This is a genomic window from Pseudomonas fluorescens, from assembly GCF_012974785.1.
Lineage (GTDB): Bacteria > Pseudomonadota > Gammaproteobacteria > Pseudomonadales > Pseudomonadaceae > Aquipseudomonas > Aquipseudomonas fluorescens_BT.
Genome location: NZ_CP027561.1, coordinates 5,987,249 through 6,010,778, shown reverse-complemented (window position 1 = coordinate 6,010,778; position 23,530 = coordinate 5,987,249). Strand labels below are relative to the sequence as shown.

Below are 23,530 nucleotides of genomic sequence, written 5' to 3'. Positions count from 1 at the left end.
CACTGTATCCCGGCACAGTTGGCCACTATTTCGTCATATTCCTGAATGTTATGAAAAAGGATGAATAAATTCTTTTTGGGTTTATCTGGAAGTCTTTACCCTGCAGGGACCAAATAACTGCGATTAGACCTTGGTCGTAGACACACAAGGTTACGATTGACTTGTCAGTCACGGTCTGGTGCTAATCGCGCATCTTAGGATCCAGGGGCGTCAGACTCCGGACCAGGAACACAAGAATTAGAAACGAGAGGAGCGATACATGAACAAGTCCACCTTGGCCCTGGCCGTGGCCGTAGGGGTTATTGCGCAGCAGGCAGGCGCAGCCGGTTTCATCGAAGACAGCAAGGCCACATTGGGGCTGCGTAACTTCTACATCAACACCGACAACCGCGACAGCGCTGCCAAAACTGCCTCTGGCGTGCAGAGCAAGAACGAAGAGTGGGGCCAAGGCTTCGATCTGCGTTTCATCTCCGGTTACACCCAAGGCACCGTAGGCTTCGGTATCGACGCCATCGGCCTGCTGGGCGTGCGTCTGGATTCGGGCGGTGGCACCAACGGTGCAACCTCGACGTCCTACGGTGGCACTGTGTTCCCGAGCAAGTCCAACGGCGAAGCTGTTGATAACTTCTCGAGCCTGGGCCTGACCGCCAAGGCCAAGATCTCCCAGACCGAACTGAAGCTGGGTACGCTGCAGCCGAAGAACCCGGTTATCGTGACCAACGACGGTCGTCTGCTGCCACAAACCTGGCAGGGCGGTCAGATCACTTCCGGCGAGATCAAGGACCTGTCCCTGGTCGCAGGTCAAATCGAAGCTGTGAAAGGTCGTAACTCCAGCAACAACGAGAACCTGTCCATTGGCGGTGCGAACGCTCGCGTAGCCAACAGCAACAAGTTCTACTACGCCGGTGGTGACTACAAGATCACCAAGGACCTGACTGCCCAGTACTACTACGGCAACCTGGAAGACTTCTACAAGCAACACTTCCTGGGTCTGGTTCACAACTGGGCAATCGGCCCGGGCGTGCTGAAGTCTGACTTCCGTTACTTCCACAGCAGCGACGATGGCGCCAACCACAACACCGCGGCCTACTTTGGCAACGGTAACTATGTCGGCAACGTCAGCGGCAAAGGCCCGATCGACAACAACCTGTACAGCGGCCTGTTCCTGTACACCGTTGAAGGTCACACCTTCGGTGGCGGCTATCAGGTTTCCAACGGCAGCTCCGACTTCCCTTGGCTGAACCAGGGCGACGGTTCGTCGAACTACACCATCACCGACATGCAGATCCAGAAGTTCGGTCGTGCCGGCGAGAAAACCTGGCAAGCTCGCTACTCGTATGACTTCGCCAAAGTCGGCCTGCCAGGCCTGACTGCCGGTATGGTCTACCTGCGTGGCAGCGACATCGACACCGTGGGTTCCAACCGTCGTGAGAACGGCAATGGCAACTCCGAGTGGGAACGCGACCTGACCATCGGTTACGTGATTCCGGAAGGCCCAGCCAAGAACCTGGGTTTCATGTGGAAAAACGCTACCTGGCGCAACGACATTCCTGGTCAGCGTGACCAGGACGAAAACCGCCTGATCGTCAGCTACTCGATCCCGCTGCTGTAATAGCGCGCTCCTGCACTGATGTAAAAAGCCCGAAGTAAAAAAGCCCCGTCCGGCATCGCGCCGGACGGGGCTTTTGCGTTTTCGGGTCCGGCCCACCCCCGTAGACCTTTCCCGACATTTCCCTCTTTGCAGCAACTCAAGGCCTTCTCGAACCTCGGGGCCGATGTTCGACGCGTTCCCGGCAAGCGTCCAGTGAACAGAAGTTTAATATTCTTAAAGGATATAAATATCTAGTTATATATTCTTTTTCAGAAGATGAAATCCCGAGCTACAGTTGAGGTCTCCCACCACTCATCAGGAGCAGCACCATGAGCCTCAGACTTGGCGATATCGCCCCCGATTTCGAACAGGATTCCAGCGCCGGCAAGATTCGTTTCCACGAATGGCTGGGCGATAGCTGGGGCGTGTTGTTTTCCCACCCGGCAGACTTCACCCCGGTCTGCACCACCGAGCTGGGCTTCACTGCCAAGCTCAAGGACGAATTCACCAAGCGTGGCGTGAAGGCCATCGCACTGTCGGTCGACCCGGTGGACTCGCACCACAAGTGGATCGAGGACATCAACGAAACCCAGAACACCATCGTCAACTTTCCGATCCTGGCCGATGCCGATCGCAAGGTCTCGGATCTCTATGACCTGATCCACCCGAACGCCAGCGACACCCTGACCGTGCGCTCGCTGTTCGTGATCGATCCGAACAAGAAGATCCGCCTGACCATCACCTACCCGGCGAGCACCGGGCGCAACTTCCACGAGATCCTGCGGGTGATCGATTCGCTGCAGCTCACCGACAACTACAAGGTGGCCACCCCGGCCAACTGGCAGGACGGTGAAGAGGTGGTGATCGTGCCGTCGCTCAAGGACGAAGACGAAATCAAGCAACGCTTTCCGAAGGGCTATCGCGCGGTGAAACCGTACCTGCGCCTCACCCCACAGCCGAACAAGTGAATCAATAAATTTAGCGGTGTAGTCACCACCGCTTTCGCGAGCAAGCCCGCTCCCACATTCTGGAATGCGTTCCCCTGTGGGAGCGGGCTTGTTCCGGGCGGCGTTCCGACGAAGGCGTCGGCTTGAGCGACACAGAGTTCAGAACCACGATGCAGGGAATTTCAGGCCGTTTCGACGGCCTTTTTTTTCGTCTGGAAAAACCTCAATCCAATATCTCTAAATAGCATAACCAAATGAATAAATATGATTTATGGATATATGAATCAGCTGGTAAGGTCACTCACATCGAAGCGAGATCGCAACCCGCGAATCGCCTGTAACGTGCAAGGAATCGTCTGAATGCTGGTCGTCTCACTCGGTGGCAGTCCCAGTCAACGTTCTCGCTCCGGGGTGTTGCTGGAGCGCTCGCAACGCTGGTTGCAGCAGCAAGGGGTGGAAGTGGTGAGTTATCAGGTACGGGACTTCCCGGCCGAAGACCTGCTCCACGCCCGCTTCGACAGCCCGAAGGTGCTCGACCTGCTGCAACAGATTGAAAACGCCGATGGCCTGCTGATCGCCACACCGGTCTACAAGGCGTCGTTCTCCGGCGCCCTGAAGACCTTGCTGGATCTGCTGCCCGAGCGCGCGCTGAACCACAAGATTGTCCTGCCGATGGCCACCGGCGGCAGTATCGCCCACATGCTGGTGGTCGATTACGCCCTCAAGCCTGTGCTGTCGGCGTTGAAGGCCCAGGAAATGCTGCAAGGGATTTTTGCCGAGGACAGCCAGATCGCCTATGGCGAAGGCAGTGCCCAGGCGCAGTTGGCGCCGGCTCTGGAGCAGCGGTTGCATGAAGCGCTGGACCAGTTTGTCAGCGCCATGGCCCGCCGGCCGAAGCCGCTGGATCCGGGGCTGTTGAACGAACGTTTGTTGAGTGCTCGCTGGAGCATTTGAGCCATACCGAAACTTGAAGTACTCACCTTACTCAGCCGCCAACGGCCAAGCAGGTGCAGCCAAAACCCAACAGCAAAAAGGAGAGCGCTATGCGCACTGTATTTTTGCGTCGTGGTCTGGTCGCTCTGTTTGCTGCGGCTGTGTCCTTCGGCGCCATCACTCAAGCTCAGGCCGAGACGCTAAGAATCGGTTATCAGAAATACGGCACGCTGGTGCTGCTCAAAGCCAAAGGCACGCTCGAGAAACGCCTCGCCGCCCAAGGCGTCGACGTGCAATGGACTGAATTCCCCGGCGGCCCGCAACTGCTGGAAGGCCTGAACGTCGGCTCGATCGACTTCGGCGTCACCGGCGAAACTCCGCCAGTCTTCGCCCAGGCTGCCGGTGCCGATCTGCTCTACGTGGCCTATGAGCCGCCAGCGCCGAACAGCGAAGCGATCCTCGTGCCGAAAGATTCGCCGATCAAATCGGTGGCGGATCTCAAGGGCAAGAAAGTCGCCCTGAACAAAGGCTCCAACGTCCACTACCTGCTGGTGCGCGCGCTGGAAGACGCCGGCCTCAAGTACACCGACATTCAAACCGTATTCCTGCCGCCGGCCGATGCCCGCGCCGCGTTCGAACGTGGCAGCGTCGACGCCTGGGTCATCTGGGATCCGTACCAGGCCGCCGCCGAGAAGCAACTGCAAGCGCACACCCTGCGTGACGGCAAAGGCATCGTCGACAACCACCAGTTCTACCTGGCGACCAAACCCTACGCACAGAAAAATCCCGAGGTAATCAAGACCCTCGTGGAAGAAGTGCGCGCCGTGGGCGAGTGGTCCAAGGCCAACCCGCAAGACGTGACTCAACAGGTGTCGCCGCTGCTCGGCCTGCCGGCAGACATCACCCTGACCTCGGTGAAACGCCAGGGCTACGGCGCGCTGTTCCTGACCCCGGAAGTGGTCGCCGCACAACAGAAAATCGCCGACACCTTCTACCAGCTCAAGCTGATTCCCAAGCCGTTGAGCATCAAGGACGTGATCTGGACCCCGCCGGCCGCTGTGGCCCAAAGCTCGGTCACCCAAGCCCAGTAAATCGAATCCCCAAGGAGACCACTCCATGAGCCTCAACATCTTCTGGTTCCTGCCAACCCACGGCGACGGCCATTACCTTGGCACCGCCGAAGGCGCCCGCGCCGTCGACCACGGCTATCTGCAACAGGTCGCGCAAGCGGCGGATCGACTGGGTTTTGGCGGCGTACTGATTCCCACCGGCCGCTCCTGCGAGGATTCGTGGCTGGTGGCGGCATCGTTGATCCCGGTGACCCAGCGTCTGAAATTCCTTGTCGCCCTGCGCCCCGGGATCATTTCCCCGACGGTGGCGGCGCGTCAGGCCGCGACGCTGGATCGACTGTCCGGCGGTCGTGCGCTGTTCAACCTGGTGACCGGTGGCGATCCGGAAGAGTTGGCCGGCGACGGTCTGTTCCTCGATCACGAAGCGCGCTATCAGGCCTCGGTGGAATTCACCCGGATCTGGCGCCGCGTGCTGGAAGGCGAAACCGTGGATTACGACGGCGAGCACATCAGCGTGAAGGGCGCCAAATTGCTCTATCCGCCGATCCAGCAACCGCGTCCACCGCTGTACTTCGGTGGTTCGTCGGAAGCGGCGCAGGATCTGGCCGCCGAACAAGTGGAAATGGTCCTGACCTGGGGCGAGCCGCCCGCAGCCGTAGCCGAGAAGATCGAACAGGTTCGCGCCAAAGCGGCCAAGCTTGGGCGCACCGTGCGCTTCGGCATCCGTCTGCACGTGATCGTGCGGGAAACCAACGCTGAAGCCTGGCAGGCGGCGGATCGCCTGATCTCGCATCTGGACGACGACACCATCAAGCGCGCCCAGGCTTCGCTGGCGCGGTTCGATTCGGTCGGCCAGCAGCGCATGGCCGCGCTGCACGGTGGCAGCCGCGACAATCTCGAAGTCAGCCCGAACCTGTGGGCCGGCGTCGGTCTGGTGCGCGGCGGTGCCGGCACGGCGCTGGTCGGCGACGGCCCGACCGTGGCGGCGCGGGTGAAGGAATACGCGGATCTGGGTATCGATACCTTCATCTTTTCCGGTTATCCACACCTCGAAGAGTCGTATCGCGTCGCCGAGTTGCTGTTCCCGCACCTCGACGTCGAGCGTCCGGAATTGCCTAAAAGCGCCGGTTACGTCAGCCCGTTCGGCGAGATGGTGGCCAACGACATTCTTCCCAAAGCCGCGTCCCAGAGCTGAGGCGCCGCCATGAAGAAATTTATCCACAGCCTCGCGCCCTGGGCGTTGCCGGTGTTGTTGCTGGCGGTGTGGCAGTTGTCGGTGTCGGCGGGCTGGCTGTCGACGCGGATTCTGCCGGCGCCGGTGGCGGTGATCGAAGCCGGCGTGAGTCTGGTGCGCAGCGGTGAAATCTGGACGCACCTGGCGATCAGCGGCTGGCGCGCCGCGCTGGGCTTCACCATCGGTGGCAGCATCGGTCTGGTGCTGGGTTTCATCACCGGCCTGTCGAAGTGGGGCGAACGCCTGCTCGACAGCTCGGTGCAGATGATCCGCAACGTACCGCACCTGGCGTTGATTCCACTGGTGATCCTGTGGTTCGGCATCGATGAGTCGGCGAAGATTTTCCTGGTGGCGCTCGGGACGCTGTTCCCGATCTACCTCAACACGTACCACGGCATCCGCAACGTCGATCCGGCGCTGGTGGAGATGGCGCGCAGTTATGGCCTGTCCGGCTTCAGCCTGTTCTGGCAGGTGATTCTGCCGGGCGCGTTGCCTTCGATTCTGGTCGGCGTGCGCTTCGCACTGGGCTTCATGTGGCTGACGCTGATCGTGGCGGAAACCATCTCCGCCAGCTCCGGCATCGGTTATCTGGCGATGAACGCCCGCGAGTTCTTGCAAACCGACGTGGTGGTGCTGGCGATTCTGCTCTACGCGGTGCTCGGCAAACTGGCCGACCTTGCAGCCCGTGGACTTGAACGTGTGTGGCTGCGCTGGCATCCGGCGTATCAAGTGGCGAAAGGAGGTGCGGCATGACCGCTCAACAACCTCCACGTCTGCTGCGCGGAATTCCGCTGGCGCTGCGCAACCTGCAAAAAACCTTCGGTTCGCGGCAGGTGCTGCGTGACATCGACCTGCACATTCCGGCGGGGCAATTCGTCGCCGTGGTCGGGCGCAGTGGCTGCGGCAAAAGTACGTTGCTGCGTCTGCTCGCCGGCCTCGATCAACCCACCGGCGGTGATTTGCTCGCCGGGGCTGCACCGCTCAGCGATGCGCGGGACGACACCCGGTTGATGTTCCAGGAAGCGCGACTGCTGCCGTGGAAAAAGATCATCGACAACGTCGGTCTCGGCCTTAAAGGCAACTGGCGTGCGCAAGCCTTGCAGGCGCTGGATGCAGTCGGCCTCGCCGATCGCGCCCATGAATGGCCGGCGGCACTGTCCGGCGGTCAGAAGCAGCGCGTGGCGCTGGCCCGGGCGCTGATTCATCAACCGCGTCTGTTGCTGCTCGACGAGCCGCTGGGTGCGCTGGATGCGCTGACCCGGATCGAGATGCAGCAACTGATCGAACGTCTCTGGCAACAGCATGGTTTCACCGTGTTGCTGGTGACCCACGACGTCAGCGAAGCGGTGGCGATTGCCGACCGGGTGATTCTGATCGAGGACGGCGAAGTCGGCCTCGACCTGCAAGTGGACCTGCCGCGCCCTCGGGTGCGTGGCTCCCATCGCCTGGCCGCGCTGGAAACCGAAGTGCTCAATCGTGTGTTGTCCCTGCCCGGCGAGCCGCCGGCGCCGGAACCCGTTTCACCCTTGCCTACGCAACTGCGTTGGGCTCAATAACTCAAGCAAACGACAGGAATCAATGCCATGACTATCAAAGCCATCAACGTACGCAACCAGTTCAAAGGCGCGATCAAGGAGATCGTTCTCGGCGACGTGCTGTCGGAAATCGACGTGCAGACCGCCTCCGGCATTGTCACGTCGGTGATCACCACCCGTTCGGTCAAGGAGCTGGAACTGGAGGTCGGCAGCGAAGTGATCGCCTTCGTGAAATCCACCGAGGTGTCCATCGCCAAGTTGTAAGAGCGTGGGACAAAAACAACCCCGAAGGGTGTGAGCCCTTCGGGGTTTTTTGTGTCTGACTGGAAATCGGCGGTGCGGCCTTCGCGAGCAAGCCCGCTCCTACAGGGGATGGTATTCCAAATGTGGGAGCGGGCTTGCTCGCGAAGAGGCCGATCAGGACGCTAGAGAATTCTCTTGGGCAGATAGGGCGGCAGATACAGCCCGAGATAGGCATCGAACACGCGCATGCCTTCCTCGGCCATGCGCGGGGTGATCTGCCCGTGCTGCTGCACCGAGCGGGCGTAGACGCGGTCGCCCAGCTCCATTGCCAGCGCGAAAACGTCCACGTCATCCGGCAGCCTCGGCAGTTCGAAGTGATGATCGAACAGCTTGTGCATCAGGTCGCCCAGTTCAAGGTCGTGCTGGCGGTCGGCCTGGGTGACTTCGGTAAGGCCGTGCTGCGCAAGGATGAGTTGGCGGGCGGCGGCGTCTTCATCGTAGATCTCCAGCATCCGTTGCTCGACCAGGCGGGACAGGTCGCGCCAGTCACGCAGGGCCTCGTGATCGATCGGTGCTTGCAGGCAGGCGCGGAAGGCGGCGTGAACATCCGCCGTCAGGCCTTCAAGCAGCGCCGGGACACTGGCGAAGAAATGGTAGACCGAGGAGGGCGGAATCTGCGCGCGCTCGGCCACGCTGTAGATCGACAGGCTCGCCACGCCCTCGGCGGCCAGCAGCGTGCGCGCGGCGTCGAGTATCGAATCGATCCGCGCCTGACTGCGGGCACGGGGTTTGCGGACGGGGGCGGGACGCGTCATGAAAGTCTCCTGCGGGGCAGCGGGCATTGTACGCAGAGCTTGAATGTCTGCCACAGAGGCCAATAAAAAAACGCCGCGGGCTGAGAAGCCAACGGCGTTTTCCTTTGCTGCAGTCCGCTTAAACGGTGTGCAGGTACCAGTTGTACTCGAGGTCGGAGATGGAGTGTTCGAACTCCTCCAGCTCGCTCTCTTTGCAGGCGACGAAGATATCGATGTATTTCGGATCGATGTACTTGGCCATCACCTCGCTGTCGTCCAGCTCGCGCAGGGCATCGCGCAAGTTGTTCGGCAGGCTCTGCTCGTTCTGCTCGTAGCTGTTGCCTTCGGTGGGGGCCGGTGGCTCGATCTTGTTGGTCAGGCCGTGATGCACGCCCGCCAGCACCGAAGCCATCAGCAGGTACGGGTTGGCATCGGCGCCGGCCACGCGGTGCTCCAGGCGGACCGCGTCGGCGGAGCCGGTCGGTACGCGCAGGGCCACGGTGCGGTTGTCCAGACCCCAGCTCGGCGAGTTCGGCACGTAGAACTGCGCGCCGAAACGACGGTAGGAGTTGACGTTGGGGCAGAGGAAAGCCATCTGCGCGGGCAGGGTCTCGAGCACACCGCCGATCGCGTGACGCAGCGCGGCGTTCTGCTCGGGATCCTCGCTGGCAAAAATGTTTTTGCCTTCTTTGTCGAGAACCGAGATGTGGACGTGCAGACCGTTGCCTGCCTGACCCGGGTACGGCTTGGCCATGAAGGTGGTGTCCATTTCATGGTCGTAAGCGATGTTCTTGATCAGACGCTTGAGCAGGACCGCGTAATCGCACGCCTTGATCGGGTCGGCGACGTGGTGCAGGTTCACTTCGAACTGCGCCGGGGCACTTTCCTTGACGATGGCGTCTGCCGGGATGCCTTGCTCTTTGGCGCCTTCCAGAATGTCCTGGAGACAGTCGACGTATTCGTCGAGGTCGTCGATCAGGTAGACCTGAGTCGAATGCGGGCGTTTGCCGGAGATCGGCGAGCGTGGCGGCTGAGGGCGGCCGTTCACGTTTTCCTGGTCGATCAGGTAGAACTCGAGTTCGAACGCGGCGCAGATGGTCAGGCCAAGCTCGTCAAACTTTGCAACAACTTGACGGAGCACTTCGCGCGGATCGGCGAAGAAAGGGTCGCCTTCGAGTTCGTGCATGGTCATCAACAGTTGCGCGGTCGGGCGCTTCTGCCATGGCTCGTTGCACAGGGTATCGGGGATTGGATAGCAGATACGGTCGGCGTCGCCGATGTCCAGGCCCAGGCCGGTGCTTTCCACCGTCGAACCATTGATATCCAGAGCAAATAGAGAGGCCGGCAGGTTGATGCCTTTCTCGTAAACCTTGTGGAGGCTGGTGCGTTCGATGCGCTTGCCGCGCACCACACCATTCATATCCGCAATCAGAAGGTCAACGTACAGAACCTCAGGATGTTCCTTAAGGAACGCGTTCGCTTCGTTAAGCTGAACGGCACGCGGGGGTACCGACATGATGCAACACCTTTGTTGTTAAAAATATCAATCATTGATCTTTTCTGGTTTCAGTCAACCCGAACGGCCTGCCGAAGTCAAGCGAGGCCTTTTTTGCCCCGAAAAAGCGCCGAGAGGGCATTTACGGGGCACTTTGGGGCATTTTTTTATCCGTGAAAGACGTGCCACCCGCAGGCTTGAGCAGGCCGTGTTGTATTTTTTACGGGGGTGTTGTGTAAAAAAATGAACAAGGCTAAGCTCGGGTCAAACCCATAACAGCAATAATACCGGGGTGCTTCATGTCTCGCCTGCCGTTAATCGGCGTCACCGACTGCTCCGTGCAGTGCGGTCTGCATGCTTATCACATCAGTGGCGACACGTCCGTCCGCAGCGCAGCCGACAGCCAGGCTCGCATTCTGCCAGCGATCTCTTTGTCCATGGCGGATCAGGCGCCGGCGTCCGATATTCTGGACGCAGGGAAGGGCATCCTCTTCAGCGGTTCTGCTTTCAATATAGATCTCTTTCCTGCTCCCGGCCTGCACCGCGCCCGTCGCCGTGCCCGTGATTGCGCACACCCGGGATGTGCACAGGAAATGCAACGCCAGCGTAAAGGGCAGGTAAGCTCCTCCTTCATTGTCGATGCGCGGTGCCAGGCGTAAGCCGGCACTGCGCACAAACAAGCCCCCTTTAACGCGACGCCCCGTGCGTCAAACTTGCCTGACATGCGTCAGGAGACTCAGCCCAGAGGCATTTATGAGCAACAACCTCGACCAGCTCACCGATTGGTTGAAAGACCACAAGATCACAGAAGTCGAATGCATGATCGGCGACTTGACCGGCATCACCCGGGGCAAGATTTCGCCGACCAACAAGTTCATCGCCGAAAAAGGCATGCGCCTGCCAGAGAGCGTTCTGTTGCAGACCGTGACCGGCGACTACGTCGAAGACGACATCTATTACGAACTGCTCGACCCGGCCGACATCGACATGATCTGCCGCCCCGACCAGAACGCCGTGTACCTGGTGCCTTGGGCCGTCGAACCGACTGCCCAGGTGATCCACGACACCTACGACAAGCAAGGGAACCCGATCGAGCTGTCGCCGCGCAACGTGCTCAAGAAAGTCCTGAAACTCTATGCCGACAAGGGCTGGCAGCCGATCGTGGCGCCGGAAATGGAGTTCTACCTGACCAAGCGCAGCGACGACCCCGACTATCCATTGCAGCCACCAGTCGGCCGTTCCGGGCGCCCGGAAATCGGTCGCCAGTCCTTCTCCATCGAAGCGGCGAACGAGTTCGACCCGCTGTTCGAAGACGTCTACGACTGGTGCGAATTGCAGGAGCTGGACCTCGACACGCTGATCCACGAGGACGGCACGGCGCAGATGGAAATCAACTTCCGTCACGGCGACGCCCTGTCCCTGGCCGACCAGATTCTGGTGTTCAAGCGCACCATGCGTGAGGCCGCCCTCAAGCACAACGTCGCCGCGACCTTCATGGCCAAGCCAATGACCGGCGAGCCGGGCAGCGCGATGCACCTGCACCAGAGCATCATCGACATCGAGACCGGCAAGAACGTGTTCTCCAATGACGATGGCACCATGAGCCAGTTGTTCCTGCACCACATCGGTGGCCTGCAGAAACTGATCCCGGAACTGCTGCCGCTGTTCGCGCCGAACGTCAACTCGTTCCGCCGCTTCCTGCCGGACACCTCGGCACCGGTGAACGTGGAGTGGGGCGAAGAGAACCGCACCGTGGGTCTGCGCGTACCGGATGCCGGGCCGCAGAACCGCCGCGTGGAAAACCGCCTGCCGGGCGCCGACGCCAACCCGTACCTGGCGATTGCCGCGAGCCTGCTCTGCGGCTACATCGGCATGGTCGAGGGGATCAACCCGAGCGCGCCGGTGGTGGGCCGTGGCTACGAGCGCCGCAACCTGCGCCTGCCGCTGACCATCGAAGACGCGCTGGAGCGTATGGAAAACAGCGCAACCATCGAGAAATACCTGGGCAAGACCTTCATCACCGGCTACGTCGCGGTCAAGCGAGCCGAGCATGAAAACTTCAAGCGCGTGATCAGTTCCTGGGAGCGTGAGTACCTGCTCTTCGCCGTCTGATACGCCGGGTGCGGTGGCCCGCCGCCGCGCCTTCACCGATAACAAGGAGAATTGGCATGACCAGCAACAATCCGCAAACCCGTGAGTGGCAAGCCCTCAGCAGCGATCACCACCTGGCCCCGTTCAGCGACTTCAAGCAGCTGAAAGAAAAGGGTCCACGGATCATCACCAACGCCAAGGGCGTGTACCTGTGGGACAGCGAGGGCAACAAGATCCTCGATGGCATGGCGGGTCTGTGGTGTGTGGCGATCGGTTATGGGCGCGATGAGCTGGCCGATGCGGCCGCCAAGCAAATGCGCGAACTGCCTTATTACAACCTGTTCTTCCAGACCGCCCACCCGCCGGCGCTGGAACTGGCCAAGGCCATCGCCGACGTGGCGCCGGAAGGCATGAACCACGTGTTCTTCACCGGTTCCGGCTCCGAAGGCAACGACACCATGCTGCGCATGGTTCGCCACTACTGGGCGATCAAGGGCCAGCCGAACAAGAAAGTCATCATCAGCCGCAAGAACGGCTACCACGGTTCCACCGTGGCCGGTGCGAGCCTCGGCGGCATGACTTATATGCACGAACAGGGCGACCTGCCGATTCCGGGCATCGTCCACATCGCCCAGCCGTACTGGTTCGCCGAAGGCGGCGACATGACCCCGGAAGAATTCGGGATCTGGGCGGCCAATCAACTGGAAGAGAAGATTCTGGAAGTCGGCGTGGACAACGTCGGCGCCTTCATTGCCGAGCCGATCCAGGGCGCCGGCGGCGTGATCATTCCGCCAGATACCTACTGGCCGCGCATCAAGGAAATCCTCGCCAAGTACGACATCCTGTTCGTGGCCGATGAAGTGATCTGCGGTTTCGGCCGTACCGGCGAATGGTTCGGCAGCGATTTCTACGACCTCAAGCCGCACATGATGACCATCGCCAAAGGCCTGACGTCCGGTTACATCCCGATGGGTGGCCTGATCGTGCGTGACGAAGTGGTGGCGGTGCTCAACGAGGGCGGCGATTTCAACCACGGTTTCACCTACTCCGGTCACCCGGTGGCGGCGGCGGTGGGTCTGGAAAACATCCGGATTCTGCGCGAAGAGAAAATCATCGAGCGCGTCCACGAAGAAACGGCACCGTATTTGCAGAAACGTCTGCGCGAGCTGAACGATCACCCGTTGGTGGGGGAAGTGCGCGGAGTCGGTCTGCTGGGGGCCATCGAGCTGGTGCAGGACAAGGCCACTCGCAAGCGTTACGAAGGCAAGGGAGTGGGCATGATCTGCCGCCAGTTCTGCTTCGACAACGGACTGATCATGCGCGCCGTGGGCGACACCATGATCATTGCGCCGCCGCTGGTGATCAGCAAGGCGGAGATCGATGAACTGGTGACCAAGGCACGCAAATGCCTGGACCTGACCCTCAGTGCATTGCAGGGCTAAGTGCTAGGCTCTGAGCGATGGAGCTGTTGCGCTGTCGCTCGGAGCAGTTGCAAAGGCTGGTCTTTTCTTGAAAGACCGCCTCGTATCTTGCCAGACTAGCCGCGGTTCCAGTTGTCCGGGTTCGGCCGCTGAACAAAGTGGTTCAAAAAAGAAAAATTTGGAGCATGACGCATGAAGGCATTAGGTAAAAAGCTTGCTGGCAAGACTCTTCTGGCCCTGTCCGTCGCGGGCATGATGGCGGGCGCGGTTCACGCGGACGACAAAGTGCTGCACGTCTACAACTGGTCTGACTACATCGCTCCGGACACCATCGCGAACTTCGAGAAAGAGTCGGGGATCAAGGTGGTCTACGACGTATTCGACTCCAACGAAACCCTGGAAGCCAAGCTGCTGGCGGGCAAGTCCGGCTACGACGTGGTCGTGCCGTCCAACAACTTCCTGGCCAAGCAGATCAAGGCCGGTGTGTACCAGGAACTGGATCGCTCCAAGCTGCCTAACTGGAAGAACCTCAACCAGGACCTGCTCAAGGCCGTATCGGTCAGCGACCCGGACAACAAGCACGCTTTCCCGTACATGTGGGGTTCGATCGGCATCGGCTACAACCCGGAGAAGGTCAAGGCTGCGCTGGGCGTCGACAAGATCGATTCCTGGGACGTACTGCTGAAGCCGGAAAACATCGCCAAGCTCAAGGGCTGCGGCGTGAGCTTCCTCGATTCGCCGACCGAAATGCTCCCGGTCGCGCTGCACTACCTGGGCCTGCCAACCGACTCCCAGAAGAAAGAAGACATCAAGAAAGCCGAGGATCTGTTCCTCAAGATTCGTCCTTCGATCACCTACTTCCACTCGTCCAAGTACATCTCGGACCTGGCCAACGGCAACATCTGCGTAGCGGTCGGCTACTCGGGTGACGTGCAGCAGGCCAAGTCCCGTGCCGCCGAGGCCGGTGACAAGGTGAAAGTCAGCTACGCCATTCCGAAGGAAGGCGCTGGCAGCTTCTTCGACATGGTCGCCATTCCCAAGGATGCCGAAAACGTTGAAGGCGCCTACAAGTTCATGACCTTCCTGCAGAAGCCTGAAGTCATGGCCAGCATCACCAACGCCGTACGTTTCCCGAACGGTAACGCTGCTGCAACAGCGCTGGTAGAGAAAGACATCACCAGTGATCCAGGCATCTACCCGCCAGCCGACGTACAGGCCAAGCTGTATGCCATCGCCGATCTGCCGGCGGCGACCCAGCGTGAAATGACGCGCAGCTGGACCAAGATCAAATCCGGCAAATAAGCCGGTTTGAAGCCGCAACCGCTGGCCGTCGCCTTCACCAGGGCGGCCAGCGGTGCAATTAAATGACAGAAAGTTTTGCTGGAACGGTTTTTCGAAGGTAAGTTGCGCGCCGGTTTTGTTGCCGGGCAACCGTGACTGTCATGCAGCGCGGGGCAACTTGGGCCCAACTCAATCAGAGGACCTCCACTTGCCTATTTTTTCTTCTTTGCGCAATGCCCTGCTGGCCGCTGCCGGCCTGACGTTCGTTGTCGGTGCCCAAGCTGCCGGTACTGTGCATATTTATAACTGGTCGGATTACATCGGCGAGACCACCCTGGCCGATTTCCAGAAAGAAACCGGGATCAAACCGGTCTACGACGTGTTCGATTCCAACGAAACCCTGGAAGGCAAACTGCTTGCCGGGCGTACCGGTTACGATGTGGTCGTGCCGTCGAACCACTTCCTTGGCAAGCAGATCAAGGCGGGCGCGTTCCAGAAGCTCGACAAGGTGCAACTGACGAACTACGCCAATCTCGACCCGGTGCTGCTCAAGCGCCTGGAACAGAACGACCCGGGCAACCAGTACGCCGTTCCGTACCTGTGGGGCACCAACGGCATCGGCTACAACGTCGATAAAGTGAAAGCCGTGCTCGGTGTCGACAAGATCGACTCCTGGAGCGTGCTGTTCGAACCCGAGAACATCAAGAAGCTGCACAGCTGCGGCGTGGCGTTCCTCGATTCGGCCGATGAAATGATGCCGACCGTGCTCAACTACATGGGCCTGAACGCCAACAGCACCAATCCCAAGGATTACGAGAAAGCCACGGCCAAATTGCTGGCGGTGCGTCCGTACGTGACCTACTTCCACTCCTCGAAATACATCGGTGATCTGGCCAACGGCGACATCTGTGTGGCCATCGGGTTCTCCGGCGATATCTTCCAGGCCAAGCACCGTGCCGAAGAAGCCAAGAAAGGCGTCAACATCGCCTACGCCATCCCGAAAGAGGGCGGCGCGCTCTGGTTCGACATGCTGGCGATTCCGAAGGATTCGGCCAACGTCAAAGAGGCCCACGCCTTCATCAACTATTTGCTGAAACCTGAGGTGATTGCCCAGGTCAGTGATTACGTCGGTTACGCCAACCCCAACCCGGGTTCGGACAAGCTGATGGAGCAGTCCATTCGCACCGACGAAGCGGTTTATCCACCGCAGGCCGTCCTCGACAAGACCTATGTGTCCATCGAGTTGCCACCGAATATTCAGCGTTTGATGACCCGTAGCTGGACCAAGGTCAAGTCGGGTAAATAACGCGCAAATCATCCTGGGTTCGTCTTGCGTGGGCGAACTGCACTCTTTTTTCTGGGAGTTTCGTAAATGGCAGTTGCCTCCGGCGCCTATAAGAAAGCCCTCGAGGGCGACCAGACACCGAAACAGGTGCTGGTTAAAATCGACCGGGTCACGAAGAAGTTCGACGAGACGGTTGCCGTGGACGATGTGTCCCTGGAAATCAAGAAGGGCGAGATCTTCGCCCTGCTCGGCGGTTCGGGATCGGGCAAATCCACTCTGCTGCGGATGCTGGCAGGGTTCGAACGGCCCACGGAGGGGCGCATTTTCCTCGACGGCGTCGATATCACCGACATGCCGCCGTACGAGCGACCGATCAACATGATGTTCCAGTCGTATGCCCTGTTCCCGCACATGACCGTGGCGCAGAACATCGCGTTCGGCCTCAAGCAGGACAAGATCCCGGCAGCCGAGATCGACGCCCGTGTGGCCGAGATGCTCAAACTGGTGCAGATGAGCCAGTACGCCAAGCGCAAGCCGCACCAGTTGTCCGGTGGCCAGCGTCAGCGCGTGGCACTCGCCCGTTCCCTGGCCAAGCGTCCGAAGCTGCTGCTGCTCGACGAGCCGATGGGCGCACTGGACAAGAAACTGCGTTCGCAGATGCAGCTGGAGCTGGTGGAAATCATCGAGCGCGTCGGCGTGACCTGCGTGATGGTGACCCACGACCAGGAAGAGGCCATGACCATGGCCGAGCGCATCGCGATCATGCATCTGGGCTGGATCGCCCAGATCGGCAGCCCGATCGACATCTACGAAACCCCGACCAGCCGTCTGGTCTGCGAATTCATCGGCAACGTGAACATCTTCGAAGGCGAAGTGATCGACGACGCCGAAGGCCACGCGACCATCACCTGCAAGGACCTCGACCGGCAGATCTACGTCGGCCACGGCATCAGCACCTCGGTGCAGGACAAGTCCGTGACCTACGCGATCCGTCCGGAAAAACTGCTGGTCACCGCCGAAATGCCGACCTGCGAATACAACTGGTCGAGCGGCAAGGTGCACGACATCGCTTACCTCGGCGGGCACTCGGTGTTCTACGTCGAACTGCCGAGCGGCAAACTGGTGCAGTCCTTCGTGGCCAACGCCGAACGCCGTGGCGCACGTCCGACCTGGGGCGATCAGGTCTACGTGTGGTGGGAAGACGACAGCGGCGTGGTACTTCGCTCATGAACATGCGCAAATTCAAACGCCGGCTCAATCGAATAATTCCCGGTGGCCGTCAGCTGGTCATCGGGGTTCCGTTCATCTGGCTGTTCCTGTTCTTCATGCTGCCGTTCTTCATCGTCCTGAAGATCAGCTTCGCCGAAGCGGACGTGGCCATCCCGCCGTACACCGAGATCTACACCTACGCCGAGCAGAAGCTGCAACTGCTGCTGAACCTGGGCAACTACGCGATGCTCGGCGACGACGAACTGTACATCTCGGCGTACCTCGGTTCGCTGAAAATGGCGTTCTTCAGCACGCTGCTGTGCCTGCTGATCGGCTACCCGATGGCCTACGCCATCGCCAGTGCCCGCAAGGAAGTGCAGACGGTGCTGGTGCTGCTGATCATGATGCCGACCTGGACCGCGATCCTGATCCGCGTCTATGCGTGGATGGGCATCCTCAGCAACAACGGCCTGCTCAACGGTTTCCTGATGAGCATGGGCTTGATCGACGAACCGCTGCAGATCCTCAACACCAACCTGGCGGTGTACATCGGCGTCGTCTATTCGTACCTGCCGTTCATGATCCTGCCGCTGTACGCCAACCTGGTGAAGCACGACACCAGCCTGCTGGAGGCCGCGTCCGACCTGGGTTCGAGCACCTTCAACAGCTTCTGGAAAATCACTGTTCCGCTGTCCAAGAACGGCATCATCGCCGGCTGCATGCTGGTGTTCATCCCGGTGGTGGGCGAGTTCGTGATTCCGGAACTGCTCGGCGGTCCGGAAACCCTGATGATCGGTAAAGTGCTCTGGCAAGAGTTCTTCAACAACCGTGACTGGCCGGTGGCGTCCGCCCTGGCGGTGGTGATGCTGGCGATCCTGATTGTGCCGATCATCCTGTTCAACCGCAGTCAGGCCAAGGAAATGGAGGGTAAAGAATGAAGCGCTTCCGTTTCTCCAGCCTGATGCTGGTGCTCGGCCTGTTGTTCATCTACCTGCCGATGCTGATCCTGGTGATCTACTCGTTCAACGCCTCGAAACTGGTGACGGTGTGGGGCGGCTGGTCGATCAAGTGGTACGTCGGCCTGCTCGACAACACCCAACTGATGGGCTCGGTGGTGCGTTCGCTGGAAATCGCCTGCTACACCGCCGTCGCGGCGGTGGCGCTGGGTACGCTGGCGGCGTTCGTCCTGACCCGCATCACCCGGTTCAAGGGCCGCACGTTGTTCGGCGGCCTGGTCACCGCGCCGCTGGTAATGCCCGAGGTGATTACCGGTCTGTCGCTGTTGCTGCTGTTCGTGGCGATGGCGCAGATGATCGGCTGGCCGCAGGAGCGTGGCATCGTCACCATCTGGATCGCCCACACGACGTTCTGTGCGGCGTATGTGGCGGTGGTGGTGTCGGCGCGTCTGCGTGAGCTGGACCTGTCGATCGAAGAAGCGGCGATGGATCTGGGTGCGCGGCCGTGGAAGGTGTTCTTCCTGATCACCATCCCGATGATCGCGCCGTCGCTGGCGGCGGGCGGCATGATGTCGTTCGCCCTGTCGCTGGACGACCTGGTGCTGGCCAGTTTCGTCTCCGGCCCGGGTTCGACGACCCTGCCGATGGAAGTGTTCTCGGCGGTGCGTCTGGGCGTGAAGCCCGAGATCAATGCCGTGGCCAGCCTGATTCTGCTGGCGGTGTCGCTGGTGACCTTCATGGTCTGGTTCTTCAGCCGCCGTGCCGAAGAAGCGCGCCGCAAGGCAATCCAGCAAGCCATCGAAGAAAGCGCTGCCGATTCGTGGAAGCAACCGGACGTGCGCCGGGCGCCGACGCCGGAAGCGGCTTAAGTCTGCGGATACAAAAAACCTCGCGACCGGTCACGGTCGCGAGGTTTTTTTATGCCGGTCAGGAAACCCAGGGCGACTGGCGAATCACTTCGACGAAGTTCATCGGCTTGAACCCCGGCACCTGATCTCTCAGCACATCGGTTTTCACATTGCCGAACGTGGTCTGCGGACGATGGCGCAAGCCATCGGCGAACGCGCAGATGATGCACTCCTTGAAGCCTTCGCCCCGTGGATGCGCATGCACCACCGCCTCACGCTGCACCGTGGTGAACGCCGCGTAGTCCATGCCCAGCACATCCATCTCGACACCCGCCGTCACCAGCGCCACGGTCGGACGCAGATGCTTCGGTACGCCCGGCGTGGTGTGCAGGGCGATCGACAGCCAGACCTGTTCGATGTCGTCATCGCTCAGCCCGTAAGGTTTGAGAAACGCCGCGGCGGCGTTGGCGCCATCGACTTCGAAACGCTCGTCATCGCTGCGGTGACCCTCGACCAGACCCAGATCGTGGAACATCGCGCCGACGTACAGCAGCTCCGGATCGTAGGCCAGTTGACGGCGCTCGCCGCTCAAGGCGCCGAACAGAAACACACGGCGCGAGTGGTGGTAAAGCAGGTCGGATTCGATGTCGCGAATGTACTCGGTGGTGGCCCGGGCAAGGGCGCTGTCGGGGATCCGGATACCGGCGATGGTCGTGGTCATGTTGAGCTTCCTCGTCGAAAACGCCGTCACGGCGCTGATGGGGGAAAGTCTGTTCCCGGAGGTAAAACCGGACAATCGATCCATGGCTGCGATCCTTGCCATTGCACCGGCAAATCGTGCCAGCTCGCTTCTGCTGCGCGGATTGGCTAGGGTTGGCGCTGATCCGCCATTCCCCCGGAGCCTTCATTGCCATGAACAAAACCATCGCCATCGTGGTGTTCCCCGGCGTGCAGGCGCTGGACGTCAGCGGGCCGATGGACGTGTTCGCCGAGGCCAACCGCTTCCTGGCGCCGGAGGATCATTACCGGCTCGAAGTGATCGGCGTCGAGCGCGGGCCGATGCCGTGTTCCAACGGGCTGACCCTGAGTGCGCATCGGCATTTCAGCGAAGCGTCGCAGGCTTATGACTTGCTGCTGGTGGCGGGCGGGCCGCAGTTGCCGTTTCTGGATTTCGGCGTGACCTTTGATGCCTGGTTGCGCGAAGCCTGTGGACGGGCGCGGCGGTTCGGCTCGATCTGCAACGGTGCGTTCATGCTCGCCCGTGCCGGGTTGCTGGAGGGGCGCACGGTCACCACTCACTGGAATGACGCCGAGGCGCTGGCGCAGCTGTGCCCGTCGAGCCGGGTCGAGGCTGATCGGCTGTACGTCGAGGATGGCCAGCTCTACACCTCGGCGGGGGTGACGGCGGGGATCGATCTGTCGTTGTACCTGCTGGCGCGTGATTACGGGGCCGAGGTGGCGCTGAGCGTGGCCAAGCGGCTGGTGGTGTTCACCCAGCGCTCGGGCGGGCAGTCGCAGTTCAGCCCGTTCCTAACGCCTCATGCAGAGCCGACGTCGGCGGTGGCGATGGTGCAGCTGTATGTGCTGGCCAATCTCACCGGCGACCTGACCATCGCCGACCTGGCGAAGGCGGCGAATATGAGTGCGCGGAATTTCTCCCGGGTGTTTGCTCGCGAAGCGAAAGTCACCCCGGCGGAATTCGTCGAACGGGCGCGAGTGGATGCGGCGCGAGTGATGCTCGAAAGCACCACGGCGCCGCTGAAGACCGTCGCGTATCAATGCGGGTTTCGCGATGCGCAACATATGCGCAGCGTGTTCAACCGCCGGCTGGGGGTGACACCGCAGCAGTTTCGGCTGAATTTTGCGGCGATGGTTTGAGCGGTGATCGGCTTTGGATCGCCACCCCTCACCCCAGCCCTCCCGAAACGTCGGACCGCCCGGAGGGAGAGGGGGCCGATTGGGGGATGTTGGAGAGATACGCCGACCTGAACGATCTGCTGTGAATCCATAATCGACTCCGATCTTTCAGGTCGACGTATGACGCAAGACACCTCGGTCGGCTCCCTCTCCCTCCGGGCGGTCCGACGTTTCGGGAGGGCTGGGGTGAGGGCGGCTTTTAAGGCTCTGTACGTTTGGGCAAGAGTTTCAAGGTACTGCGCGTATTCGCCGTCACCTCTTCCTCACTGAAGTGCGCCTGCACATACATCCCGTCCACATACGCTTCCGCCTGATCGTCATAGTGGCTGTCGAACGGCACGCCGCTCTGGCCGACCGGGTTGATGGTCAGGCTGTGAGCGGGATCTGCGAAGTCCACCAGCCGCCGCGTCGACGGGCCGTAGGTCACCGGCCATGGCGCTGGGCCGATCTTCGCCGAGAGGTTGTTCGGCACTTCATGGGAGCCCGGTGCGGCGAACGGACCGACGTTGAAAATGCGATCCAGCGGTTTCTGCTGGCCCAGCGGATGACCATGGGTCAGGGTGTGGGCCTTGCCCCATTGCCAGCCGGAAGCATCGTCGCCGAGGGTCTGCTTCAGGTGCGCCATGCTCGCCTGCCACGCGGTGCGCACGGTGTCGGCACGGGTCTCTTTGCCTGGGGTGTTGCGGTTGTCCCACCACGGTGAGTCGGCGTTGGCTGCCAGTCGCGGCAACGCTGCATCGAGCACGCGGGTCGACAGCAGGGTCTCGAACATGTCGTTGCCCAGCTCATCGCGCATCGCCGCGTCGGCCAGGTCGTAGAGGAACTGGTTGAACACCGTCGCACTGACCGAGTCCAGCGGATAGTCGCCTTGCCACTGCGCCAGTTGCTCGACCAGTTTCAGCTGCGCCGAGTCGGTCACCACTTCACGCAACACCGACAGCAACGGCGCCAGCACGCGCGGGCCATAACCGGTGGTGGTGCCCAGTTGCAGCTTCTGGTTGGCGTCGTTGTCCCACTTCACGTTCTTGTCGGCGAGCTGGCGGTTGAGTTGCTGGCCACGGTCGGCGAGGTTGTAGTAACCGGGAATCTCCATGCCGGTCGGCGACACGGGCTGGAAGTTGGCCGAGACGATATACCCCCGCGTCGGGTTCTCCTCCTGCGGGTTGGCACTGAATGGGAAGTAGCCGTCCTTGTCCGCCTGATTGCCGCTGCCATCGAGGATGAACTCGGGTTTGACCCCGGCCGGTCGCTTGGGCAGCAGCGCCGAAGCCCACCAGGCGATATCGCCCTTGGCATTGGCGTAGACGATGTTCAATCCCGGTGCCTGCACCTTGGCCGCTGCGGCGCGGGCCTTGGCCAGGGTGTCGGCGCGGTTGAGCTGGTAGAAACCTTCAAGGATCGGGTTCGGCGTTTCGAGGAACGCCCACCACATGGCAATCGGGGTTTTTCCGGCGGCTGTACCGAGGGCATCGTTGACGATCGGCCCGTGGGGCGACCGGCGCAGGGTGAGGGTCACTGGCGCCTGGCCTTTCACGGCGATCTGCTGCTCGGTGCTGACCATGTCGGTCCACTGGCCGTGGTACCAGACCTGATTCGGATTGTCCGGATTGACCTTCTCGGCGATCAGGTCCAGGTCATCGTTCTGGAACATGGTCAGGCTCCAGCCGAAATCCAGGTTGTGCCCCAGAAACGCAAACGGCACCAGCGCCTGATGATGACCGTAAAGCTCAAAACCCGGCGCCGACAACTGCGCTTCGTACCACACCGACGGCACCGAAAAACGGATGTGCGGGTCACCGGCCAACAATGCCTTGCCGCCCTTGCTGCGACTGCCGGCGATCACCCAGGCGTTGCTGCCTTCGAACTGCGGCAGGCCGTTGTCGATCAGCGCTTGTTCACTGAGGCGGGCTAGGGCGTTCAAATCCTTCCAGTCTTCGGCAGCCAGTGGCGGTGTGGTGCTGGCGTGGCCCTTGGCGAGCGCACCCTTGGGTTGCCAGTCGAGATCAAACACATTGAGGTAATCGGCCCCCAGTTGATCGCGCACATAGGTCAGCAGCGGTTCGGTGCGAAACGCGGCGGCAAAGCTGTAGGCCATGTAGCCGGCGACACTGATGCTGTCTTCGGCGGTGAACGGCCGCTTGGGGATGCCCAGCACGTCGAACTCGACCGGGGCGGCGTGCGAGTCCTGATATTGATTGATGCCGTCCAGATAGGCTTGCAGGGCCTTCCACGCCGGTGACTGTTTGTCGAGGCCGGCCACGTAACTGGCGGCGCGTTCACGAATGCGCAGGCTGCGAAACAGTTTGTCGGTGTCGAGCAGTTTCGGTCCGAGCACTTCGGCCAGTTCGCCCCGGGCCAGACGGCGCATGGATTCCATCTGGAACAGTCGGTCCTGGGCGTGCACATAACCGAGTGCGCGATAGAGGTCGGTTTCGTTTTCGGCACGGATGTGCGGCACGCCGCGTTCGTCGTAACGCACGGTCACCGAGCCTTGCAGGTTGCGCAACTCCACCTGGCCCTGACGCGTCGGTTGCTTGCTGTATATGTACCAGCCGCCGGCGGCGAGCAGTGCAACGATGAGCAAGGCAAGAACGGTGAAGACGCGTTTCATGGTGACTCCTTGTGCATTCGGGGTTGCCGCCCGTGCGGGCTGCAAACAATTAGCACACGCCTCGTGTGC

The 23,530-nt window shown here is 60.9% G+C and carries 21 protein-coding genes; 17 read left to right on the top strand and 4 right to left on the bottom strand.

Annotated elements, in window-relative coordinates; all coding sequences use genetic code 11:
• The first annotated feature begins 259 nt into the window (after positions 1-259).
• The 8 genes from C6Y56_RS27470 (at position 260) to C6Y56_RS27435 (ending at position 7,574) form a co-directional block, all read left to right on the top strand.
• Positions 260-1,612, top strand: a complete 1,353-nt coding sequence (locus tag C6Y56_RS27470; RefSeq protein WP_169432373.1) for an OprD family porin — start codon at positions 260-262, stop codon at positions 1,610-1,612.
• 308 nt (positions 1,613-1,920) lie between these two features.
• Complete coding sequence (locus tag C6Y56_RS27465) at positions 1,921-2,559, top strand: peroxiredoxin (protein WP_169432372.1); 639 nt, start codon at positions 1,921-1,923, stop codon at positions 2,557-2,559.
• Positions 2,560-2,898: 339 nt separating this feature from the next.
• A complete protein-coding gene (ssuE, locus tag C6Y56_RS27460) occupies positions 2,899-3,492 on the top strand; it encodes an NADPH-dependent FMN reductase (protein WP_169432371.1) in 594 nt (197 codons plus the stop codon).
• An 89-nt stretch (positions 3,493-3,581) separates the two neighbouring features.
• Positions 3,582-4,562 carry a sulfonate ABC transporter substrate-binding protein gene (locus C6Y56_RS27455; RefSeq protein WP_085689864.1) on the top strand — a complete coding sequence of 327 codons (981 nt, stop codon included), beginning with the start codon at positions 3,582-3,584 and terminating at the stop codon, positions 4,560-4,562.
• A 25-nt stretch (positions 4,563-4,587) separates the two neighbouring features.
• Positions 4,588-5,736 carry an FMNH2-dependent alkanesulfonate monooxygenase gene (ssuD, locus tag C6Y56_RS27450; RefSeq protein ID WP_011336452.1) on the top strand — a complete coding sequence of 383 codons (1,149 nt, stop codon included), beginning with the start codon at positions 4,588-4,590 and terminating at the stop codon, positions 5,734-5,736.
• A gap of 9 nt (positions 5,737-5,745) precedes the next feature.
• Complete coding sequence (ssuC, locus tag C6Y56_RS27445) at positions 5,746-6,528, top strand: aliphatic sulfonate ABC transporter permease SsuC (protein ID WP_011336451.1); 783 nt, start codon at positions 5,746-5,748, stop codon at positions 6,526-6,528.
• Positions 6,525-7,331, top strand: a complete 807-nt coding sequence (gene ssuB / locus C6Y56_RS27440; RefSeq protein WP_169432370.1) for an aliphatic sulfonates ABC transporter ATP-binding protein — start codon at positions 6,525-6,527, stop codon at positions 7,329-7,331. The genes ssuC and ssuB overlap by 4 nt, the downstream gene beginning before the upstream one ends.
• A gap of 27 nt (positions 7,332-7,358) precedes the next feature.
• Positions 7,359-7,574, top strand: a complete 216-nt coding sequence (locus tag C6Y56_RS27435; protein ID WP_007953520.1) for a TOBE domain-containing protein — start codon at positions 7,359-7,361, stop codon at positions 7,572-7,574.
• A gap of 161 nt (positions 7,575-7,735) precedes the next feature.
• Here the strand turns inward: C6Y56_RS27435 and C6Y56_RS27430 are convergent, their stop codons facing one another.
• Both C6Y56_RS27430 and C6Y56_RS27425 read right to left on the bottom strand, forming a co-directional pair.
• Positions 7,736-8,368: a TetR/AcrR family transcriptional regulator gene (locus C6Y56_RS27430; protein WP_169432369.1), complete on the bottom strand. Its 633-nt coding sequence runs from the start codon at positions 8,366-8,368 to the stop codon at positions 7,736-7,738.
• A 118-nt stretch (positions 8,369-8,486) separates the two neighbouring features.
• Positions 8,487-9,863 carry a glutamine synthetase family protein gene (locus C6Y56_RS27425; RefSeq protein WP_011336449.1) on the bottom strand — a complete coding sequence of 459 codons (1,377 nt, stop codon included), beginning with the start codon at positions 9,861-9,863 and terminating at the stop codon, positions 8,487-8,489.
• A 278-nt stretch (positions 9,864-10,141) separates the two neighbouring features.
• Between C6Y56_RS27425 and C6Y56_RS29705 the strand changes: the two genes are divergently transcribed.
• The 8 genes from C6Y56_RS29705 to C6Y56_RS27385 all read left to right on the top strand — a co-directional run bounded on the left by C6Y56_RS29705 (position 10,142) and on the right by C6Y56_RS27385 (position 18,954).
• Positions 10,142-10,501 carry a glutamine amidotransferase gene (locus tag C6Y56_RS29705; RefSeq protein ID WP_169432368.1) on the top strand — a complete coding sequence of 120 codons (360 nt, stop codon included), beginning with the start codon at positions 10,142-10,144 and terminating at the stop codon, positions 10,499-10,501.
• A 94-nt stretch (positions 10,502-10,595) separates the two neighbouring features.
• A complete protein-coding gene (locus C6Y56_RS27415) occupies positions 10,596-11,954 on the top strand; it encodes a glutamine synthetase family protein (protein ID WP_169432367.1) in 1,359 nt (452 codons plus the stop codon).
• A gap of 56 nt (positions 11,955-12,010) precedes the next feature.
• Positions 12,011-13,375 (top strand): aspartate aminotransferase family protein, encoded by a 1,365-nt coding sequence (locus tag C6Y56_RS27410; protein ID WP_169432366.1) that lies wholly within the window; start codon positions 12,011-12,013, stop codon positions 13,373-13,375.
• Positions 13,376-13,546: 171 nt separating this feature from the next.
• Positions 13,547-14,656, top strand: a complete 1,110-nt coding sequence (locus C6Y56_RS27405; protein ID WP_169432365.1) for a polyamine ABC transporter substrate-binding protein — start codon at positions 13,547-13,549, stop codon at positions 14,654-14,656.
• A 187-nt stretch (positions 14,657-14,843) separates the two neighbouring features.
• Positions 14,844-15,941, top strand: coding sequence for a polyamine ABC transporter substrate-binding protein (locus tag C6Y56_RS27400; protein WP_169432364.1), 1,098 nt, complete (start codon positions 14,844-14,846; stop codon positions 15,939-15,941).
• A gap of 66 nt (positions 15,942-16,007) precedes the next feature.
• On the top strand, positions 16,008-17,150 hold the full coding sequence (locus C6Y56_RS27395) for an ABC transporter ATP-binding protein (RefSeq protein WP_169432363.1): 1,143 nt from the start codon (positions 16,008-16,010) through the stop codon (positions 17,148-17,150).
• Between the two features lie 35 nt (positions 17,151-17,185).
• A complete protein-coding gene (locus tag C6Y56_RS27390) occupies positions 17,186-18,067 on the top strand; it encodes an ABC transporter permease subunit (protein ID WP_170931574.1) in 882 nt (293 codons plus the stop codon).
• Entirely contained in the window at positions 18,064-18,954 is an 891-nt protein-coding gene (locus C6Y56_RS27385; RefSeq protein WP_169432362.1) for an ABC transporter permease subunit, read from the top strand. Before C6Y56_RS27390 ends, C6Y56_RS27385 begins: the two co-directional genes overlap by 4 nt.
• Before the next feature lie 58 nt (positions 18,955-19,012).
• Here the strand turns inward: C6Y56_RS27385 and C6Y56_RS27380 are convergent, their stop codons facing one another.
• Positions 19,013-19,654 (bottom strand): HD domain-containing protein, encoded by a 642-nt coding sequence (locus C6Y56_RS27380; RefSeq protein ID WP_169432361.1) that lies wholly within the window; start codon positions 19,652-19,654, stop codon positions 19,013-19,015.
• 191 nt (positions 19,655-19,845) lie between these two features.
• On the opposite strand from C6Y56_RS27380, the gene C6Y56_RS27375 reads away from it, so the two are divergent.
• Positions 19,846-20,811 (top strand): GlxA family transcriptional regulator, encoded by a 966-nt coding sequence (locus C6Y56_RS27375; protein WP_169432360.1) that lies wholly within the window; start codon positions 19,846-19,848, stop codon positions 20,809-20,811.
• A 238-nt stretch (positions 20,812-21,049) separates the two neighbouring features.
• Here the strand turns inward: C6Y56_RS27375 and C6Y56_RS27370 are convergent, their stop codons facing one another.
• On the bottom strand, positions 21,050-23,461 hold the full coding sequence (locus C6Y56_RS27370) for a penicillin acylase family protein (RefSeq protein WP_169432359.1): 2,412 nt from the start codon (positions 23,459-23,461) through the stop codon (positions 21,050-21,052).
• Positions 23,462-23,530: the final 69 nt, after the last annotated feature.

Excerpts from the sequence above, each read along its gene's own strand:
- C6Y56_RS27455 (WP_085689864.1), top strand. The coding sequence starts at position 3,582 with ATGCGCACTGTATTTTTGCGTCGTGGTCTGGTCGCTCTGTTTGCTGCG.
- ssuB (WP_169432370.1), top strand. The coding sequence starts at position 6,525 with ATGACCGCTCAACAACCTCCACGTCTGCTGCGCGGAATTCCGCTGGCG.
- C6Y56_RS27470 (WP_169432373.1), top strand. The coding sequence starts at position 260 with ATGAACAAGTCCACCTTGGCCCTGGCCGTGGCCGTAGGGGTTATTGCG.
- C6Y56_RS27425 (WP_011336449.1), bottom strand. The coding sequence starts at position 9,863 with ATGTCGGTACCCCCGCGTGCCGTTCAGCTTAACGAAGCGAACGCGTTC.
- ssuC (WP_011336451.1), top strand. The coding sequence starts at position 5,746 with ATGAAGAAATTTATCCACAGCCTCGCGCCCTGGGCGTTGCCGGTGTTG.
- C6Y56_RS27395 (WP_169432363.1), top strand. The coding sequence starts at position 16,008 with ATGGCAGTTGCCTCCGGCGCCTATAAGAAAGCCCTCGAGGGCGACCAG.
- C6Y56_RS27380 (WP_169432361.1), bottom strand. The coding sequence starts at position 19,654 with ATGACCACGACCATCGCCGGTATCCGGATCCCCGACAGCGCCCTTGCC.
- C6Y56_RS27410 (WP_169432366.1), top strand. The coding sequence starts at position 12,011 with ATGACCAGCAACAATCCGCAAACCCGTGAGTGGCAAGCCCTCAGCAGC.
- C6Y56_RS27465 (WP_169432372.1), top strand. The coding sequence starts at position 1,921 with ATGAGCCTCAGACTTGGCGATATCGCCCCCGATTTCGAACAGGATTCC.
- C6Y56_RS27430 (WP_169432369.1), bottom strand. The coding sequence starts at position 8,368 with ATGACGCGTCCCGCCCCCGTCCGCAAACCCCGTGCCCGCAGTCAGGCG.
- C6Y56_RS27385 (WP_169432362.1), top strand. The coding sequence starts at position 18,064 with ATGAAGCGCTTCCGTTTCTCCAGCCTGATGCTGGTGCTCGGCCTGTTG.
- ssuE (WP_169432371.1), top strand. The coding sequence starts at position 2,899 with ATGCTGGTCGTCTCACTCGGTGGCAGTCCCAGTCAACGTTCTCGCTCC.
- C6Y56_RS29705 (WP_169432368.1), top strand. The coding sequence starts at position 10,142 with ATGTCTCGCCTGCCGTTAATCGGCGTCACCGACTGCTCCGTGCAGTGC.
- ssuD (WP_011336452.1), top strand. The coding sequence starts at position 4,588 with ATGAGCCTCAACATCTTCTGGTTCCTGCCAACCCACGGCGACGGCCAT.
- C6Y56_RS27375 (WP_169432360.1), top strand. The coding sequence starts at position 19,846 with ATGAACAAAACCATCGCCATCGTGGTGTTCCCCGGCGTGCAGGCGCTG.
- C6Y56_RS27415 (WP_169432367.1), top strand. The coding sequence starts at position 10,596 with ATGAGCAACAACCTCGACCAGCTCACCGATTGGTTGAAAGACCACAAG.
- C6Y56_RS27435 (WP_007953520.1), top strand. The coding sequence starts at position 7,359 with ATGACTATCAAAGCCATCAACGTACGCAACCAGTTCAAAGGCGCGATC.
- C6Y56_RS27370 (WP_169432359.1), bottom strand. The coding sequence starts at position 23,461 with ATGAAACGCGTCTTCACCGTTCTTGCCTTGCTCATCGTTGCACTGCTC.
- C6Y56_RS27405 (WP_169432365.1), top strand. The coding sequence starts at position 13,547 with ATGAAGGCATTAGGTAAAAAGCTTGCTGGCAAGACTCTTCTGGCCCTG.